This is a genomic window from Polynucleobacter sp. HIN7, from assembly GCF_030297595.1.
In the GTDB taxonomy this organism is placed as follows: Bacteria; Pseudomonadota; Gammaproteobacteria; order Burkholderiales; family Burkholderiaceae; genus Polynucleobacter.
This window is the reverse complement of record NZ_AP028138.1, coordinates 1,319,320-1,341,935: the sequence shown is the minus strand read 5'-3', so window position 1 is coordinate 1,341,935 and position 22,616 is coordinate 1,319,320. Positions and strand designations below refer to the sequence as shown.

The following is a 22,616-nucleotide window of genomic DNA, read 5'->3' as shown; positions in this document are numbered from 1 at the left end:
TCGGTGCTTCTTCAGTAATGGGCGCTGGTAGCTTTACGCTCACGAGCGGTACGAGTGGAACTGGTGGTGCGGTCACTCTGGGTACGGTCGATAACACCACCACCTTTAGCGTCACTGCTGGCACCGACATTACCATGGGCAATATCGGTGCTTCTTCAGTAATGGGCGCTGGTAGCTTTACGCTCACGAGCGGTACGAGTGGAACTGGTGGTGCGGTCACTCTGGGTACGGTCGATAACACCACCACCTTTAGCGTCACTGCTGGCACCATCTTGATTGGTGGCAATATCACCACCAGCGGTACGCAAGAGTACACCGGAGCGGTGACGCTTACTGGTGCCGGTGCAACGAGAACCTTACAAGGCACCACCGTCACCACAAGCTCCACCATTGCTGGTGGTTCAAATGCACTGACAATTATTGGTAATGCTGTTTTTGGTGGGGAAATCACTGATATAACTAATTTAAGCGTCTCGGGCACCACTTCAATCGGTGGCAACATCACCACCAGCGGTACGCAAGGTTATATCGGGTCGGTTACTTTAACGGGGTCTGACCGCATACTCACCTCCACATCAAATGGCACTATCACTTTATCGACGATTGACGGATCATTTGGTTTGACCATTAGTAATGGTAGTGGTTCTATTACTTTAGGTACGATTGGCGGCACCACACCGCTGACTGGACTTTCCCTCGCTGGAACCGGAGTCAATACACTCAATGGGGATCTGGTAGTTGCAGGCAATGTGGATTTGAGAGGCACTTCACGTTCCTCTACTTTCTCGGCGGACCGCACCATCACTACGAGTTCTGTTAACGGAAACGTCACGCTTGGACTTGTTAATAGCGCATTTGGTTTGACCGTTGCCGCGGGTAGCGGCACGGTCAGTACGGTTGCAATTGGTGGCATTACCCCTCTGGCATACCTCACACTTTCGGGGACTGGAACAAATACTGTGGGTGGCAGTATCAGCAGTACGGGAGCCATTGATTTAGGTAGTACCCGAACCAGTAACGTGGGGGCAAGTTACACGATTAGTGCTGGCGGTGACTTAACCGCAGGACTCATAAATCTCACGGCGGGTTCGACCCTTACTTTAGATGCAAGCGCTGGCAATATTGCTGTAACTAGCATTACGGGACCGGGTTCGGGAAGTAACGCCAATGTGACCTTTAGTAATAGTGGTACAGTGACCGTGAGTGGTGACATTACCACGCGCATTGGTACTTTATGGCTTAATAAGACCACGGGTAATGTGAGCTTTGCGGGTAACTTACAAATTACTCAGTTCAAATCCGATGCAAGTGCTGCTTATAACCTGAGCATTTTAGGTTCGAGCAATTCGATTGCGAGTTTTTCCACAACAACTGCGTTTGAAACCACAGGAAGTGTCACGATTGGTGACTCAGCCAGCGATTCATTCTCCTACTCCGGCGGCGCTTTTGCGCCCACTATGCCATCTGCGCTCAGTCTTGGCGGCACGATCGCCACAACCACGAGTACATCTGCTGGTGGCGCGATTACCTTGGGTAGTACCATCCCAGTGACCTTGCATTCGGATCTAACGTTAGACAGTAGTGCAAGCAATTCAAATATTACCGTGGCTCGGGCTATCGCAGGCGCCACAAAGAGCATGACGATTAATTCAGGTACGGGCGCGATTTCGTTAACTGGAGCCATCACCGGAATGGGGAACATCAGTTTGACGGGTAATAAGATTGATTGGTCCTCGACTCTGTCTGGAACTGGCTCTCTTACTTTAAAGCCAACGACAACGACTAATCTAATACACATCAATGGCTCGACCGATGCCACCAGCACGATCCTTGATATCACTGCGGCTGAACTGGCCAATTTGGGAACCAGCTTTAGTGATTTGACTTTTGGTGGCGCATCGCAAAGCGGTAATATTTTCTTGAAGGCAAATCTTGCTAGTTCCTTGCCTACCACTATGCAAACCTCAGGCGTCATTTATCTTGAGGGTAATTTCACCGGTATTGGTAGTGCTTCACTCAACCTAACTGGTCCAGTACAAATAAGTGCCTCTCGGACGTTGACCGCGACGACAGTGACCACCAGCTCCACGCTCACGACCGTGAGTGCTGCTGCGTACGATCTCAGTATTACGGGTAATGCCGTGTTTGGTGGCGCGATCACCAGTGTGCGAAATTTAAGTGTCTCGGGTACCACCTCGATTGCAGCAAACATTACCACCACTGGCACGCAAGGTTATACCGGAGCAGTGACCCTCACAGGCACTGGTGCTACCCGCACCCTGCAAGGCACAACAGTAACGACGAGCTCGACCATCGCCGGCGGTGCGAATGCTCTGACGATCACGGGTAATGCAGTATTTAATGGTGTGCTCAGCAGTATTACCAATCTCTCAGTCTCCGGTACGGCCAACTTGGGCGCCGACATCACCACTACGGGAACACAAAGCTATACCGGTGCAGTGACCCTCTCTGGCGGTGACCGAACCTTACAAGGCACGACGATTACGACGAGTTCCACCATTGCTGGTGGAACCAATGCACTCACGATTACTGGAAACGCAGTCTTTGGTGGCGCGATTACCGGACTGACCAACCTCAGTGTCTCGGGCACCACCTCAATTAACGGCAATATCACCACCACCGGTACTCAAGGCTATACCGGAGCGGTGACCTTAGGTGCTGCTGTCTCTTTGGCAACCACAGATAGTGCTGTATCGTTTGGTGGAGCAGTCAATGGCGCATATGCACTCACTATTACCGCTGGTTCGGGAAGCATTACTTTCAATAGTACGGTGGGTAATAGTGCTGCACTAACCAGTCTAGCCACCACCTCAACCCACGCTGTGGGTACCACCATTACTGGCAACATCACCACCACCGGTACCCAAGGCTACACCGGAGCAGTGACCTTAGGGGCCGCTGTGACTTTGGCAACCACCAATAGTGCTATCTCCTTTAGTAGTACGGTCGATAGCGATAGCAGTACACCACGCAACCTCACCGCCAGTGTCGGCTCCGGCAACATCACCTTCACGGGTGCAGTGGGCGGTGCGCAAGGACTCGGTAACATCTCTTTAACCAGCACCGGCACCACGACCTTTAGCTCTACGGTAGTCGCTAGCAGTGTGGTGCAAAACTCCAGTACGGGAACCACCGCGATCAATGGTGGTTCGATTAGTACCAGTGGTGTGCAAACCTACGGCAATGCCGTCACCCTAGGTGCAGCCACTACGCTGACTAGCTCCGCTTCGGGCAACATCACCTTCTCCTCGACCATCAATGGCGCTTACGCCTTAACCGTGAACACCTCAGGTGCCACCGTATTTGCCAGCACCGTAGGAGCCACCACTAATCTCACCTCGATTACGACCGACGCCGGTGGTACGGTCTCCTTTGGTGGCAACATCACCACCACTGGTGCACAAACCTATAACGATGCCGCGACACTCACTGCCGCGACCACCTTGTCGGCTTCTGCGATCACCACTGGTTCGACACTCGCTGCCAACACCTTTGCTCTGACGCTCACTACTGATGCGATTGCTCTAGGTGGTAATGTCAGTGGTAGCGGCGCTTTGGTCATTCAACCGAAGAGTAATGGTACGACGATTGGTCTTGGTAGCGGTATTACCTCCACTTCGTGTGGTGGGGCAGTATGTAGTTTGGCGATTGATGATACCGAGTTAGCTCGCCTAAGCGATGGCTTCTCATCGATCACCTTGGGTAGTGCTACCGGTACTGGTGCGATCGCCTATACCACTTCCACCAATTACACCTTTAATGATCCACTGACTATTCGCAGTAGCTCAGGCACCATCACCGCCACTAGTGCACTCAACACCGGCACCAACAGCTTAACAATTACCAGTGGTGGAGCAGTCACCTTAGCGGCCATTACCTCCGGCACCTTAGCGGTCACCGGCACGGGTATTACCCTCAATGGTGATATCACCACGAGTGGTACGCAAACCTATACGGGGGCGGTGACTCTCTCTGGCGGTGACCGTACCCTGCAAGGCACCACAGCCACCACGAGTTCCACCATTGCTGGTGGAACCAATGCACTCACGATTACTGGTAATGCGGTCTTTGGTGGCGCGATTACGGGTGTGACCATCCTGAGTGTTTCGGGGACTACTTCGATTGCAGCTGATATTACAACTTCCGGGACTCAGTCCTACACAGGTAATGTTGTGATTACTGGTACAAATGTGAATTTGTCCTCCATGGGTAATTCAAGTACTGGTGCGAATATTAGCTTTGGTGGAAACATTAATGGTACTGATGCCAATGCTAACAATTTGTATTTATTGAGTGGTAATGGCGAAATTATGATTAGCGGTAACGTTGGCAATACTACCGCTCTTGGTTATTTTGGCTTAGGTGGACTTGGAACATACACAAATACAGCTCCAATATCCCAGACTTTTTCATATTCAGGATCGCAGCAAACTTATGTTGTCCCGGCTGGTGTTACAACTGTTGATATTGATTTAAGTGGTGCTAGTGGTGGGCTTGCTTATAACAGCGGCACACCCGGTTTAGGCGGAAGGGTACAAGGAACCATAAGTGTGACCCAAGGTCAAACTTTATATATATATATTGGTGGTCAGGGTTCATTGGGTACTGGAGGCTTTAATGGTGGTGGGAATGGTGGTAATTGCTGCGGTAGCGGATATTTAGCTGGCGGTGGTGGAGGAGCCTCTGATATCAGAATAGGAGGAACTGACTATAGCAATCGTGTTGTAGTTGCTGGCGGAGGCGGAGGCGCTGGATATGATGGGGGATCTACAGCAGGGGGTAATGGTGGGGGGCTCACTGGAGCAACCCCTGCTCAGGGAAATAATGGGTCAACAATAGAGCCAACTGGTGGAACTCAATCGGCAGGGGGTAATGGAGGATCGCTTGGCGGTTACAACTCGGGCCAATCCGGATCCCTTGGTCAAGGAGGCGATGGCGGAACGAATGGCGGTGGTGCTGGCGGTGGAGGTGGTTATTATGGCGGTGGCGGCGGAACATGGGCCGGTGGCGCAGGGGGGTCCTCTTATACAAGCCCGTCGCTCATGACGGGAGTAAGCCATACTCAGGGATCTAGGTCTGGGAATGGCCAATTAATATTAACGAGTTCCGGCGGCGTTACAGTAACGTTTTCTTCAGGATCGCAGACTGGAAAAATTCAGATTAATGGGTCTCTCAATACCAGTGAATTAAAAACAGGGAATACAGGATATGAATTAATCCTGGGTCTTGCAAATAGCAATTCGACTATTGGATCTGCTACCACATTCAATAACACCGGCGCATTAACTATTGGATCGGCGGGCTCAACTCGCACCTTGACAGTAAGCGGTGCACTAGTCGCAACCGCAAGTAGCTCACTCAAGATTGGCTCATCAATTACCACAGCAGGTGCACAAACCTATCGAGCACTAGAGGTTCAAACAAATAATTTAACGTTTAACAGTAATAGCTCTTCAAGTAATGGGGTAATTAGTTTCAATAACACGCTAAACAGCACAGCGACTAATACATTTGACTTAAATATAACAACGGGCTCCGGCAACATCACCTTCACGGGTGCAGTGGGCGGTGCGCAAGGACTCGGTAACATCTCTTTAACCAGCACCGGCACCACGACTTTTAGCTCTACGGTAGTCGCTAGCAGTGTGGTGCAAAACTCCAGTACGGGAACCACCGCGATCAATGGTGGTTCGATTAGTACCAGTGGTGTGCAAACCTACGGCAATGCCGTCACCTTAGGTGCAGCCACTACGCTGACTAGCTCGGCTTCGGGCAACATCACCTTCTCCTCGACCATTAACGGGGCACAGACTTTAACCGTGAACACCTCCGGCGCTACTGTATTTGCTAGCACCGTAGGAGCCACCACCAATCTCACCTCGATTACCACCGATGCGGGTGGTACGGTCTCCTTCGGTGGCAACATCACCACCACTGGTGCACAAACCTATAACGATGCCGCGACACTCACTGCCGCGACCACCTTGTCGGCTTCTGCGATCACCACTGGTTCGACACTCGCTGCCAACACCTTTGCTCTGACGCTCACTACTGATGCAGTTGCTCTAGGTGGTAATGTCAGTGGTAGCGGCGCTTTGGTCATTCAACCGAAGAGTAATGGTACGACGATTGGTCTTGGTAGCGGTATTACCTCCACTTCGTGTGGTGGGGCAGTATGTAGTTTGGCGATTGATGATACCGAGTTAGCTCGCCTAAGCGATGGCTTCTCATCGATCACCTTGGGTAGTGCTACCGGTACTGGTGCGATCGCTTACACCACTTCCACCAATTACACCTTTAATGATCCACTGACTATTCGCAGTAGCTCAGGCACCATCACCGCCACTAGTGCACTCAACACCGGCACCAACAGCTTAACAATTACCAGTGGTGGAGCAGTCACCTTAGCGGCCATTACCTCCGGCACCTTAGCGGTCACCGGCACGGGTATTACCCTCAATGGTGATATCACCACGAGTGGTACGCAAACCTATACGGGGGCGGTGACCTTAGGCAGCTCCATCACAGCTGCATCTACAGGCGCATCTTCTACTGGAAACAATATCTCGTTTAGTAGTACGGTCAATGGTGCCAAAGCGCTGACGATCACTTCAGGTATAGGTAGTATCACCTTTAGTAGCTCAGTGGGCAATGGAACAGCACTTACAAGTCTTGCGACTACGTCGACGCATAGCTCAGGAACTATCATTAATGGCAATATCACCACCACCGGTACTCAAGGCTATACCGGAGCGGTGACCTTAGGTGCTGCTGTCTCTTTGGCAACCACAGATAGTGCTGTATCGTTTGGTGGAGCAGTCAATGGCGCATATGCACTCACTATTACCGCTGGTTCGGGAAGCATTACTTTCAATAGTACGGTGGGTAATAGTGCTGCACTAACCAGTCTAGCCACCACCTCAACCCACGCTGTGGGTACCACCATTACTGGCAACATCACCACCACCGGTACCCAAGGCTACACCGGAGCAGTGACCTTAGGGGCCGCTGTGACTTTGGCAACCACCAATAGTGCTATCTCCTTTAGTAGTACGGTCGATAGCGATAGCAGTACACCACGCAACCTCACCGCCAGTGTCGGCTCCGGCAACATCACCTTCACGGGTGCAGTGGGCGGTGCGCAAGGACTCGGTAACATCTCTTTAACCAGCACCGGCACCACGACCTTTAGCTCTACGGTAGTCGCTAGCAGTGTGGTGCAAAACTCCAGTACGGGAACCACCGCGATCAATGGTGGTTCGATTAGTACCAGTGGTGTGCAAACCTACGGCAATGCCGTCACCTTAGGTGCAGCCACTACGCTGACTAGCTCGGCTTCGGGCAACATCACCTTCTCCTCGACCATTAACGGGGCACAGACTTTAACCGTGAACACCTCCGGCGCTACTGTATTTGCCAGCACCGTAGGAGCCACCACCAATCTCACCTCGATTACCACCGATGCGGGTGGTACGGTCTCCTTCGGTGGCAACATCACCACCACTGGTGCACAAACCTATAACGATGCCGCGACACTCACTGCCGCGACCACCTTGTCGGCTTCTGCGATCACCACTGGTTCGACACTCGCTGCCAACACCTTTGCTCTGACGCTCACTACTGATGCGATTGCTCTAGGTGGTAATGTCAGTGGTAGCGGCGCTTTGGTCATTCAACCGAAGAGTAATGGTACGACGATTGGTCTTGGTAGCGGTATTACCTCCACTTCGTGTGGTGGGGCAGTATGTAGTTTGGCGATTGATGATACCGAGTTAGCTCGCCTAAGCGATGGCTTCTCATCGATCACCTTGGGTAGTGCTACCGGTACTGGTGCGATCGCCTATACCACTTCCACCAATTACACCTTTAATGATCCACTGACTATTCGCAGTAGCTCAGGCACCATCACCGCCACTAGTGCACTCAACACCGGCACCAACAGCCTAACGATCAGCAGCGGTGGGGCAGTCACCTTAACAACGATTACCTCCGGCACCTTAGCGGTCACCGGTACTGGTATTACCCTTAACGGTGACATCACCACCAGTGGTACGCAAGGCTATACCGGAGCGGTGACCTTAGGCAGCTCCATCACAGCTGCATCTACAGGCGCATCTTCTACTGGAAACAATATCTCGTTTAGTAGTACGGTCAATGGGGCAAGTGCCAATACTCAAGCACTAACGATCAATAGTGGTTCATCAGGAACCATCAGCGTGAGTGGAGCTGTTGGAGCAACTTCTTTATCGACGCTAACAATTACCAATTCGGGCGGTGCGACATTTACTGGAAGTGTCACCACAGGTACGAGCATTATTATTACAAACAGCTCGTCGGGTACCTTAGTCACGTTTAATGACAACCTCACAACCGCGACATTCACCGTCAGCGGTACTGCCAATACCTACAATGTTCGTTTAATTGGCGCAACAAATTCGGTTACCAATAGTGTTACCTTCGCAAATACCGGAACCTTAGTCTTGGGTGATGCGGCAAGCGACAGTTTCACCTTTAGCGGTGGTATTACTGCCACGGCGCCAAGCAGCATTACCTTAGCCGGAAGCTTTACCAGTGGTAATGCCTGGAGTGTTGGTGATAGTAATACTGGAGTTACTCTAGCAGCTAATACGTCGATTACCACCGCTGCAGCAAATGCCAATTTAACCTTAGGCGGTGCAGTGACAGGCGCCACCTACACACTCACGCTCAATGCTGGTACAGCCACTATTACGTTTGGTAGTACGGCCTCGGGCCTGGGGAATACCTCATTAACAGCCAATGAAATCAATTTCTCCGGTAGCTTTGGCGGATCTGGAACACTCACGATTGTGCCTGCCACACTATCGCGGGATATTTATTTAGGCTCGGCTGACAATACAACCAATACCTCGGTTCTGAACTTAACAACAACCGAACTGGGGTATCTGGCAGACGGATTCTCGGCGATTACGATTGGTGGCGCTAGCTATACAGGTAATTACAGCTCACAAGCCAACTTAAGCTTTAAAGATCCGGTTACGTTCACCTCTTCAGGAACCTTTACCTTAAGTCATAACCTTGCTGCTGCCTCTTCAACCAACGCAGCATTTACGATCAATGGACCGCTGACTTGGAACGGTGGGGACATTACCACCAGTACCGGTTTGATTAGTCTCAATGGCAATATCACTTTGGGTGGTTCGGGTACCCGGACGGTTTCTAGTACCAGCGGTATCGTTACCGTGGGCGATGCTACAAGTGATGCCATCACCGGAAATGCTACCAATCTGACGATCAACAGCGGAAGTGCCACTACCACGATTAATGCCGCACTCAATAATATTGGTGCGCTGGGATTGGGTACCAGTTCGCAAACAGGAGCAATGACAGTTAATGGAGTAATTACTGCCACCAGTTTAGTAACGGGTAGCAGCGCTTATAACTTAACTCTAAATAATGGTACGGATGGAACCACCACAATTGGAACGTCTGGCTCAGTCAGCTATGCCTTAACGTTTAATAACACTGGCACCTTGACTATCAATAGCACTGCTGGTGATACCTTTATCGTTTTAGGATCGCTGACGATCTCGGCTCCCAGTTCCGTGACAATTAGTGGCACGATCTTAACTGCCTCAACCATCACAATCGGCTCAAATATTGTTATCAGTACCAATGTCACACTGGATACTACTGCCAATGGTTTGGGTGTCAGCGGTGGGGCAGCAGGCGCTGCAATTTCTGTTTCGGGAACAGTTCAAGCTGCTTCTGATTCGAGTATTCCGACCTTGTCCCTTAATGCAGGATCTGCAACTATTACATTCAGCGGTGCAATTGGGGGAACTGGAGGGTCTAGCTATCAATTAACCGCCGACGGTTTAAGTTGGGAGCAGGCTGAGGCTGCAGCAGTTGCTGCTGGGGGTCACCTGGTTACCATTAACGACCTTACAGAAAATTCATATATTTACGACACGTTTAGTGGTGCTAGTGGCTTATGGATCGGCTTACGGTTAAATAGCGGCTCCGCAACCGGTGGTGACTGGAGATGGGTCGATGGCTCAACCCTTACATTTACGAACTGGTCGGGTGGAGAGCCAAATGGTAATGCAAGCAGCACCTACGGCGGCGCTTGGATGTGGGCCACCGCTGGTCAGTCAGGAAACCGGACCACCATTAGTAATGGGGTATCCGTTGTTATCAACCAATCCGGTAGCAGGGGTGGTTGGGATGACTGCGATGGTTGTCGAATGAGGGGTCTCATTGAAACGGCCTCTTCAAGACCTATTTCCATCGCAATTAATAATTTGCAGACTGGGGCGGTCACATTTAGCAATGACACCAAGATTAAGAGTTTATCGACAGGCTCTGGGAACTACAACCTAAGTCTTACTGGTAGCAGTAACTCGGTTACGGATAGCACAACGTTTGGCAATATCGGAACATTGCAAATTGGAGCATCAAGTACAAGCGCCAATACTTTCTCAGCTGGATTTACTGCCACTGCACCAAGCTCTATCACTCTTGCAGGAACGATCACCAGTAATGGTACTACCTCCATTGGTGATAGTGGAACAGCCATTACGTTAAGCGCTGACACCACAATTGATACCTCTGGGGCCGCATCGGGATCGCGCAATTTAACCTTGGGCGGCGCGGTACGACTCTCTGGGCTTTATAACCAAGCATTAACGTTAATCTCCGGTACTGGGGTTTTAACTACTGCTCAGATTGGTGAGGGTCATCCCATTGGATCGGGTGCGATAACAATTACAGCCGATGAATTTAATCCGACAGCAAGCATTTATGGTGGATCAACGCTTATTGTTAGGCCTTATACATCTGGCAACACAATGGTGCTTGGTGCCTCAGATAGCACCAATAACAACACCGATACAGTGCTCGATCTCACAGTGACTGAATTGGGCTACCTCAATACATTAGGGTACTTAAATGCCACCTTTAGTGGGGTAACCTTTGGATCATCAACTACAGGTGCCATTAGCACGCTTTCTAATTTAGCCTTTAATAGCCCAGTAACCTTTGATACTAATGGCACTGCTGCGATTTATTTGGGAGGAAACTTAACTGGAAGCGGAACATCGGCATTCACATTCAGTGACAAGGTAGTTATTACTGCTACAACTGTTACGGTACAAACAGCTGATCAGGCAGTTACTTTTAATAGTACCCTTGACGGCACAACCGAATATGGTCAGAGCTTAACTTTAAGTGTTGGTGCTGGTAGCGTGACATTCAATGGTGCGATCGGCAGTACCTACGATTTAAATATCTTTACCTTAGAGGGTACCGGAACATATACGATTAACGCCCCGGTGAATACTGCATCAATTAATACCGGGGTTGGTGGAACTACGGTAATTGATACACCGACGGTTGCGACGGTAGGTACGCAATCCTATAACAATGCTTTATTAATTAAGCAAAATACTACGATCTCAACAACCGACTCGGCCATCACCTTCGGTTCTACAGTTAACACTCATTCGCTGGCCACTACGCCAACGCTCACGATTAATTCTGGGTCAGCCACTACTACTTTTAATGGCGCAGTCGGTGGCGTGAAAGTGCTGGGTACGACCTCTGTTACCGCGAGCTCCGTGGTAACCGGGGCGGGTGGCACGATTGCGATGGGCGCAAGCGCACTCTCGATTACCACCGATGCAATTAGTCTCGGTGCCAATATATCGGGTACTAATACCTTAACCATCGCTCCGAAAACAGCTTCTACCTCTATTGGACTTGCCGGAGGAGCCGGTACCCTGAGCCTCACAAGTACCGAGTTGGATTATTTGCAAGACGGTTTCTCAATCATCACCATTGGTAATGCGAGTGCCACTGGCAAGATCACCGTTGGTGCTTATACCTTTAGGGATCACTTAAAACTTCTCAATTACGGCTCCTCCAGTAATGGTATGCAATTGACCGGTGCGGTCTCTGTGGGTGCTAATAATTTAACCCTGTACACCACAGGCGCAGTGACTCAAGATAGCGGGGCAGATATCACTACCGCCGGTCTCGAACTCTTAGGCACGGGTGGCGCCTATACCCTTACCAATACCGGTAATGCGATTACTACCTTAGCAGGTAATACGGGAGTGATCTCCTTTACGGAGAATTCAGGCTTTGCGATTGGCACCGTCAACACCGTAGGTCTCACCACTACTGGTAACTTGACTCTAAACAGCACCGGCACTGTCACGCAAAGCCAAGCCATTAGTGCTGCGGGTCTCGAGCTTTTAGGTACTGGAGGAACTTACACGCTGACCAATACCAGTAACGCCATTACCACCTTGGCCGGTAGCACCGGTGCCGTATCGTTTACCGAGAACTCGGGCTTTGCCATCGGTACCGTCAATACCGTAGGTCTTACAACCAGCGGCAATCTGACATTAAGTAGTACTGGCACCGTCACACAGAGTCAAGCAATTACCGCCGCCGGCCTCGAACTCTTAGGTACTGGTGGAACTTACACACTGACCAATACTAGTAACGCCATTACCACCTTGGCCGGTAGCACCGGTACCGTATCGTTCACCGAGAACTCGGGCTTTGCGATTGGCACCGTCAACACCGTAGGTCTCACCACCACTGGTAACTTGACTTTAAGCAGCACGGGTAGCGTCACACAAAGCCAAGCCATTAGTGCTGCGGGTCTCGAACTCTTAGGTACCGGTGGAACTTACACACTGACGAATACCAGTAATGCGATTACTACCTTGGCAGCGAACACCGGAGAAATAACGTTTACCGAAAACTCAGGCTATACAGTAGGGGTTGTCAATACCACTGGCATAACCACCACCGGTAATGTGAGCTTGAGCAGTACCGGTGGCATGACGATTAGCAAGAACATCACCTCAGGTGCAGGTACTCAGATCTATACCGGCCCAATTACCCTATCGACTGGAAGCATCACACTCACTGCGACCAATGCGAACATTACGTTGAGTGGCTCGACCACTACCATCAATGGGGCGCAGGCTCTCACGATTAATGCCGGATCGGGGACGGTTCAAATTGATGGGGTGGTAGGTGCAACTACACGACCACTATCGTTAAGCATTCCCGGTAGTGGCTCGATTATTTTGAACGCTAACATTTCAACAACTGGTGACCAAACCTACAACGGTCCAGTTCAGTTAAACAATAATGTGACGTTAACCACCAGTGGCGCAACCTCTACGACCTATAACTATTCGTCCTCGGTGCAAGAAATCACCATTAGTGGCAGTTCATTTACCGTGACTTTAGTCGGTGCCGCTGGGGGTAAGGGGGGTGATGACGGCAATATTGGAATGGACACAGGCGTCGCTGGATCTTACACAGCCACTGTGACGGTTGATCCAGGAACCGTGATTCGAATTGCACCGGGTGCTGGCGGCAGCAGCGGTGGTTCATGCTCCAATTCCTCATGCGCTGGCGCTGGTGGAACCAACGCGCTGGGTGTTGGTAATGGTGGCTCAGGCGGTGGCGCAGGACCCTATGGATGGTCAGGCGGTGGCGGTGGCGGTGGTGCGGCCTCGGTGGTGCAAATTGGCAATACGGGAACGAAATACATTTTTGCCGGTGGCGCGGGTGGTGGTGCTGGTGCGAACAATACGGGTGGTGATGGTGAAACCACCGGAGCAGATGCCGGAAATTATTTAAGTGCGGGAACCTATAACGGTCAAATTGGCCCAGGCGCGGGACAAACCTCCACACTTACCATTGCAAGTTGCTGCTATGACGGTGGCGGTAGCGGCGGTGGCGGTGGCGGATTACAAGGCGGTGCTACTTCCTTCGGATCACGTCCTGCTGGTGAATGGCGAGGCTTGGGAGGTAATCGGGGCAGTAATGGTGTTACGACTGGAGTTATCGTGAGCGGTGTCACCGATACAACCACCACGGTAACCAATGGTGCACCGGGCACGATCATTATTTCATTGCCCAATGGAAACATTACGTTCAATAGTACGGTCAATAGTGATAGTGGACAGACTCGAAATCTAACCGTGAACTCCAGTTCCTCGAACATCACCTTTACAGGCGCAGTGGGTGGTGCTCAAGGACTTGGCAATATCTCCCTAACCAGTACCGGAACTACTACGTTCACTGGCACAGTCAATGCGGCGAGCGTTGTACAAAATGGCGCATCGGGAACTACCGTCCTCAATGGAGGAAGTGTTAGCACCACGGGAGGCGTACAAACCTATGGCAACAATGTCACCTTGGGTGCGGATACAGCGATCGCAGCGAGCACCGCCACGTTTAATGGCACGGTCTCCGGGGCTTATGCCTTAGCGATTACTGGCAATGCGGTATTTGGGAATGCGGATGCCGATACGGTATCCCTCACAGGTACGGCTAAAAATCTCTCCATCAGTGGCACGACCACGATTAACACCAATGCAATCACGACTTCGGGTTCACAAACCTATAGCGGTGCTCTGACCATTGGTACCAACACCACGCTCACGGCGAGTAATGCCGATATTACTTTTAGCTCAACCGTCAATAGCGCAACGAGCACTGCCAAAACCTTCACAGTAGATGCGGGTTCGGGAACAGTCAGCATGAACGGCGCCGTTGGTGGTACGAATATTTTGAGCACCACCGCGATTACTGCTGGCTCAGTGGTGACTGGAGCAAGTGGTAGCATACGGATGCTAGGTAGCGCTCTATCGATTACCACCGATGCAATAAGTATCGGTGCAAATATATCAGGTACGAGTACTTTAACGATTGCGCCTCGTACCGCAACCACGACAATTGGTTTGGCTGGAGCCACTGGCACGTTGAATCTCCTTAGTGCTGAGCTTGATTACCTGCAAGATGGTTTCTCCACCATTACGATTGGTAGCGCAAGTGCGACCGGTACGATCACGGTGGGTGCATATACTTTTAGGGATCACCTCCAACTCCTCAATTACGGAGCATCCAGTGGCGGTCTGCAATTTACGGGCGCGGTCTCGGTTGGTGCTAACAATTTAACTCTGTACACCACCGGCTCCGTGACCCAAGATAGCGGTGCAACACTCACTGCCGCAGGTCTTGAACTGTTAGGTACTGGCGCTACCTATACCCTCACTGATAGCGCGAATGCGGTTACCACATTGGCGGGTAATACCGGTACGGTGTCATTTGCCGAGACCTCTGGCTTTGCGATTGGTACCGTTAATACTGTGGGGCTCACCACTGGTAGTAATTTGACACTCAATACCGCAGGAACGGTAACGCAAAGTCAAAATATTTCAGCCAGTAGTTTGCGTTTACTGGGAGCGGGTACCTACACCTTAAGTCGCACCAGTAATTCGATTACGACCCTAGCAGCCGATACCGGTGTCTTAACGTTTGCCCAAAATACAGCGTACACCGTGGGCACCGTGACGACCGTGGGTATCACCACCACCGGTAATTTAACTTTGAGTGGTACGGCTGGCTACACCATCGCACAAAACATCGCATCGGGCGGCACGCAAACCTACACCGGTCCGATTACTCTGTCTACAGGAGCTATTACTCTGACGGCGAGCGATACCACTATTACCTTTAGCGGTTCGACCACTACCATTAATGGCGCACAAGCGCTCACCATCAATCCTGGTTCTGGAGCGATTAGTTTTGGTGGGGTTGTGGGCGGCACTACTGCCATTAGTTCCCTTACCTTACAGGGAACCGGAGTCAATACCCTACCGAGCGCAATCACCGCAACTGGCGCGATTAATCTGAAGGGAACTTCACGAACCAATACCCTGGCAGCCGCGACAACGCTTACCAGTAATTCAGCAGGCACCATTACTCTAGGTGATACGAACGGCGCTTATGCTCTCAGCATTAGTAATGGTGCTGGCGTGATTGATTTGGCCAATGTCGGAAATAGCACAAGCCTTGCTAGCCTGACTCTATATGGCACCGGTATTAACCAGCTGCGTGGTAATTTAACTACTACTGGTGCGATTGATTTGAAGGGTACCTCACGTACTACCCAACTGTTCTTTAGTCCAACCATCACCGCCACTAATTCCAACGTCACTGCTGGGACCGTTGATGGCGGAACTGGAACCCTTGCGGGAACTTATTCGCTAAGTATCGCCAACGGTTCCGGAACCATTACGCTTGGAAATGTTGGTGGCACGATCGCGCTCTATGAATTAACCCTCACTGGCACAGGCAATACAGTGGTCGGAAGTATCGATACTACCTATCGCTATAACTTGGGTGCGAACCGTGGCTTAACGCTGAGTGCGGACACAACTTACATTAACCCATCGGATGCGGTTGTATTAGGCAACATTACCTTAGCCAATGGTGTCACCCTTACACTCGGTAATGGTGGCCCAGCCACGATCACGATTAATTCCATAGCCGGTACTGCAAGCGGAACACCGTCTTATGTAGTGATTAATTCAGTGGGTACGGTAGGTGTGACAACAACGATTGGTACCGACATTGGCACCCTTACCATTACCAACTCGGGTGGTACGACCTTTAGTGGAACAGTAAGCGCAGCTTCGCTTGCCATTACCAGTACTACCGCTACAAACACCATTACCTTTAGTGACAATCTCACCCTAACCACCGGTATGACCGTGGGTGCTGGCTTGGCCGCATATAACGTTGCACTAAACGGCTCTAGTAATACGATTGCTGGCACCACTACCTTTGCCAATACCGGTACGGTGACCCTCGGAAATAGTGCAACCGATTCCAGTGCATTTACGGGCGGTGTCGTTGCTACTGCCCCAAGTCGTATTTACTTAGGTGGTACGGTCAGCGCAACAACCGGTGTGATTAATCTGGGTGCACCCGTTACGGTCAATTACAACACCACCGTTGGTGGAGCCTCCACCGGCACCATTACCCTAGGCGCCACTACGCTCGCTGATGGTGTGACCCTCACCATTGGTACGGGCATTGCCAACGCGATTAGCCTCTCCTCAATTGCGGGTACTGCAGATGGTACGAGTTCGAACCTGACGATTAATACCACCGGTGCTGTCACCGTCTCGAGCACGATTGGCACCGATATTGGTACGCTTACCATTACCAACTCGGGTGGTACTTCGTTGAGTGGTACGGTGAGTATCGCAACACTTACCATCACTAGTACTTCCGCTACAAACACCATCACCTTCAGTGACAACCTCACCGTTAGTACCGGCATGACCGTCAGTGCTGGCTCTGCGGCTTATAACGTCGCACTCAATGGTTCAAGTAATAGCATCGCCGGTGCAACCACCTTTGCCAATACCGGTACAGTGACCTTGGGTAATGGTAGTGATACCACTGCGTTTACCGGTGGCGTCACCGCAACCGCCCCAAGTGCCATTACTGTCAACGGTACGGTGAGTGCAGCCGGTACTGGTGTCATCACCTTAGGTGATAGCAATACCGCACTGACCATTGGTGGTACCTCTACGATTGGCGGTACTTCGACCGGTCAAATTACCACCGGTGCGATTAATCTCAATAACAACCTCACCATCGGTACGGGTGTGGCTATACCGATTAGCCTCACTACCGTGACTGGACCATCCACTGGTAGCGCAAACCTCACCATTAACACTACGGGTGCAGTCACTGTCAGTGGTGCCGTTGGTACCAACATCGGCACACTCACCATTACCAACTCGGGTGGCACTACCTTCAGTAGCACTGTGAATGCCACCACCGTCACCTTGACCGATACCACCGGTGCGATCACCTTCAATGGTGCACTCACTGCGACTACCCTGAACACCAATAGTGCAGGGTACAACCTGGCGCTCAACGCTACCACCGGCACGATCACCAATGCGGTGACCTTTAGTAACACCGGCACCTTAACGCTTGGCGCGAGTGGGGGGACCTTAGCCTTCACCGGTGGTTTAACAGCGACCGCACCAAGTTCAAGAACACTCAAAGGAACCATTAGTAGCACCAATGGGGCCATGAGCTTTGGTTCCATTACCTTAGGTGCTGCGACGACGCTCAATACGAATGCCACCACCAACGTCGCTGATCTCACCATCGGTGCAGTGACTGGTGCAACATATAACCTCACCTTAGTAACTGGTGGTGTAGCTGGCGCAGAAATTAGTGGCTCGTCGGTCTCTGACGTGGGAATACTCACGATCACTCACTCGGGCGGTACGACCTTTAGCAGTACAGTGAGTGCCACTACCGTAACACTAACCAACACTGTTGGCACGATCGCATTTAATGGTGCGTTGACTGCGACCACACTCAATACCGCAGCCCAAGCGTATAACGTAGCGCTCAATGGCACGAGTGGCACGATCACCAATGCGGTCACCTTTAGTAATACCGGTACCTTAACGCTTGGCGCGAGTGGGGGAACCTTAGTCTTTAGTTACGGCGTCACGGCCATCGCACCAAGTACCAAGTATTTATCGGGAACGATTTCGATTACTTACGGTACCAGCGCGCTCAATTTGGGCACGACCCCAGTGAGTGTTTTGGCCAATACGGCATTGGGAGGGGGATCCACCGGCACCATTACCCTAGGCGCCACTACGCTCGCTGATGGTGTGACCCTCACCATTGGTACGGGCATTGCCAACGCGATTAGCCTCTCCTCAATTGCGGGTACTGCAGATGGTACGAGTTCGAACCTGACGATTAATACCACCGGTGCTGTCACCGTCTCGAGCACGATTGGCACCGATATTGGTACGCTTACCATTACCAACTCGGGTGGTACTTCGTTGAGTGGTACGGTGAGTATCGCAACACTTACCATCACTAGTACTTCCGCTACAAACACCATCACCTTCAGTGACAACCTCACCGTTAGTACCGGCATGACCGTCAGTGCTGGCTCTGCGGCTTATAACGTCGCACTCAATGGTTCAAGTAATAGCATCGCCGGTGCAACCACCTTTGCCAATACCGGTACAGTGACCTTGGGTAATGGTAGTGATACCACTGCGTTTACCGGTGGCGTCACCGCAACCGCCCCAAGTGCCATTACTGTCAACGGTACGGTGAGTGCAGCCGGTACTGGTGTCATCACCTTAGGTGATAGCAATACCGCACTGACCATTGGTGGTACCTCTACGATTGGCGGTACTTCGACCGGTCAAATTACCACCGGTGCGATTAATCTCAATAACAACCTCACCATCGGTACGGGTGTGGCTATACCGATTAGCCTCACTACCGTGACTGGACCATCCACTGGTAGCGCAAACCTCACCATTAACACTACGGGTGCAGTCACTGTCAGTGGTGCCGTTGGTACCAACATCGGCACACTCACCATTACCAACTCGGGTGGCACTACCTTCAGTAGCACTGTGAATGCCACCACCGTCACCTTGACCGATACCACCGGTGCGATCACCTTCAATGGTGCACTCACTGCGACTACCCTGAACACCAATAGTGCAGGGTACAACCTGGCGCTCAACGCTACCACCGGCACGATCACCAATGCGGTGACCTTTAGTAACACCGGCACCTTAACGCTTGGCGCGAGTGGGGGGACCTTAGCCTTCACCGGTGGTTTAACAGCGACCGCACCAAGTTCAAGAACACTCAAAGGAACCATTAGTAGCACCAATGGGGCCATGAGCTTTGGTTCCATTACCTTAGGTGCTGCGACGACGCTCAATACGAATGCCACCACCAACGTCGCTGATCTCACCATCGGTGCAGTGACTGGTGCAACATATAACCTCACCTTAGTAACTGGTGGTGTAGCTGGCGCAGAAATTAGTGGCTCGTCGGTCTCTGACGTGGGAATACTCACGATCACTCACTCGGGCGGTACGACCTTTAGCAGTACAGTGAGTGCCACTACCGTAACACTAACCAACACTGTTGGCACGATCGCATTTAATGGTGCGTTGACTGCGACCACACTCAATACCGCAGCCCAAGCGTATAACGTAGCGCTCAATGGCACGAGTGGCACGATCACCAATGCGGTCACCTTTAGTAATACCGGTACCTTAACGCTTGGTGCGAGTGGGGGAACACTCAGTTTTGGTGCTGCGTTAACCGCTACTGCACCATCGGCTATCACAATGGCTGGAACGATCAATACCGATAGTGCGGCGGTTTCGATTGGCGCGACGGCCGTTACCACCACCTTAGCAGCAAACACCACGATCAATACCTACGCCAATGCAGGCGCCGGTGCAGCGATTACGATCCATGGACCGATTCAAGGAACTACCGCTGGGGTTGAGACGCTTACTCTTAAATCCAAAGGCGGAGTGATCACGCTCTCTGGTGTGATCGGGTCTTCCACCCGAATTGGTACTCTTACATTGGGCGATGCTAGTCAGACTGGAACCATTACGGTCAATGGCACCATCGTTGCACAAGCTCTGGTCGTTGGTGCAAGTAGCGGTTCCAATGCTTTTGCCATTATGCTAAACAATATTGCCTTAGCAGTTGGTGCTACAACTATTACAACAACTGCCACGTTCTACAACACAGGCACGATTCGGTTGGGTGATTTTGCGACAGATACCTTTAGTTTTGTGGGCGGCTTATCGATCGCCAATGCTTCTGCCGTTACGATTAAAGCCCAGACAATTTCAGCTACTGCCAGTGAGTTGTTTATCAATGTGCCAGTTCGCTTTGAGGTAAGCACAACCCTAAGCCCCACCACGGGCCGAATTACCTTAGGGGCGGTGACTTTGGATGATGGCGCCACCTTGACGCTTGGTGCTGGTGCGGCCACACCTATGACCCTAAGTTCGATTTCTGGAACTGCCGCTGGTGCTAAATCGCACATCACGATCAATACCAGTGATGCGGTTACTTTAAGTGGCAGCATTGGCACGGACATTGGTACCCTCACTATTACCAACTCGGGCGGCGTCACCTTTAGCGGCTCCGTTGGTGGTAGTGGTGATCGCATCTCAACGCTTGCATTGACCACGAGCTCCGGCACTATTGAATTTAGCAATAACCTCTATGCCGGCGCTATGAGTAACGCTGGCGGCACGGCTAATATTAAGTTCTTTGGTTCGGTGACCGATGTGACGAGTGCTGTGACTCTGAGTACTACCGGTGATGTGTACTTTGGCGATAGCACGAGTGATACCTTAACCTTCTCACGCGGTATTACACATACCACGGGGAATAATATTCTCGCGGGTACCTTCACTGCGGGCGATCCCACACAATGTACCAGTAGCGTGAACTGCTCGTTCAATATGGGCGGAACGACAAGCTTCCTCAATCAAACTAGCACCTTTGATTTTGGTACCTCATCGATCACGCTCAATAATGTGATATTGGGCGACGGTGTCACACTCAATTTAGGCGGTGGTAATTCGGGGGCGATTACGGTGGCCTCGATTACGGGCACAGCGGGTGGATTGCCTTCAAATGTTGTGATTAATACGACCGGTGCAGTAAGCATTACCGGGGCGATTGGCACTGATATCGGCACTCTCACTCTGACCAATTCCGGTGGCGGAACCTTTGGTGGCAACGTCACCGTAACGAGCGGCGTCGTGATCAGCGCCACGACTGGCACAGTCGCCTTTAATGGTGCCTTAAGCACACCATCCTTAAGCGTTGCTACGGGAAGCTACAACCTTGCATTAAATGCAAGTGATACAAGCGTTACCAATGCAGTGGTATTTAACAATACCGGCACACTCGCCTTGGGCGCATCGGGTGGCACACAAACCTATGCTGGTGGAATAACTGCAACGAGTCCATCGGCCACGACCTTAAAGGGAACAATTAACAGCACCAATAGCTCGATGACCTTCGGTGCTGTTACCTTGGGCGCAAATACCGTTCTTAACACCAATGCAAGCGCTAATACAGCCGGCATTACCTTGGGTGCAGTCACTGGCTCATCCTATAACTTAACCCTGTCAACTGGAAGTAGTGCGGCAGGCGCAAGTGTGACTGGTACCAGCTTCTCGGGCACTGGAGCCTTAGCCCTTGAGAACATTGGTGGTACAACGAGCTTTACAGGAGGTATCACTGCACAAGCTCTGACTGTGGCAAGTAGCGTTAATAATCTTGAGTTATTAGGAGCTACTGGCACGATTACGGATACGGTGACCTTTGGTAACACTGGTGCGCTGACATTGGGAGCAAGCGGTGGTTCGCAAACTTACAGCAATGGTTTGACTGCCGTCGCACCTTCGGGCATCACCGTCAATGGCAGTCTCGTACTGGGCGGAACCAGTTCGCTGGGTGACAGTAATACCGCGATCACCTTGGGTAGTGCTGCGACTCTCAGTGTGAACACTGGCGGCACACTCACCATTGCAGGCGCAGTGGGTGGCAGTGACAAAAATCTGACCATCAGTGGTGCAGGCAACACCACGATTAGTTCAAGTATTGCCACTGGCAGTGGTACCTTGACCAAGTCGGGTGACGGTACCTTAACCTTGAGCGCGAACAACACCTTTACAGGCGCAACCACGATTAATGGCGGTATTGTGGTGATTCATGCGGATGCTGCACTCGGTACGATTAGTACGTTGAATGCGGCTGCGATCACACTCAACAATGGCGCTTTACAAGCCAGCGAAACATTTACCTTAGATAGCAATCGTGGCATTACGCTGGGAACTTCTGGTGGCGGACTCGCGGCAAGTGCGACAAAGACCTTAACCTACGGCGGCGTGATT

General features: G+C 51.4%; 1 protein-coding gene (running past both ends of the window). It reads left to right on the top strand.

The whole window is internal to an autotransporter-associated beta strand repeat-containing protein gene (locus tag QUE64_RS06805) on the top strand: the coding sequence, 46,017 nt in all, runs 9,589 nt past the left edge and 13,812 nt past the right edge, and what appears here is coding positions 9,590-32,205, spanning codon 3,197 (partial) through codon 10,735 (complete); the first codon wholly inside the window starts at position 3. The start codon and the stop codon both lie outside this window.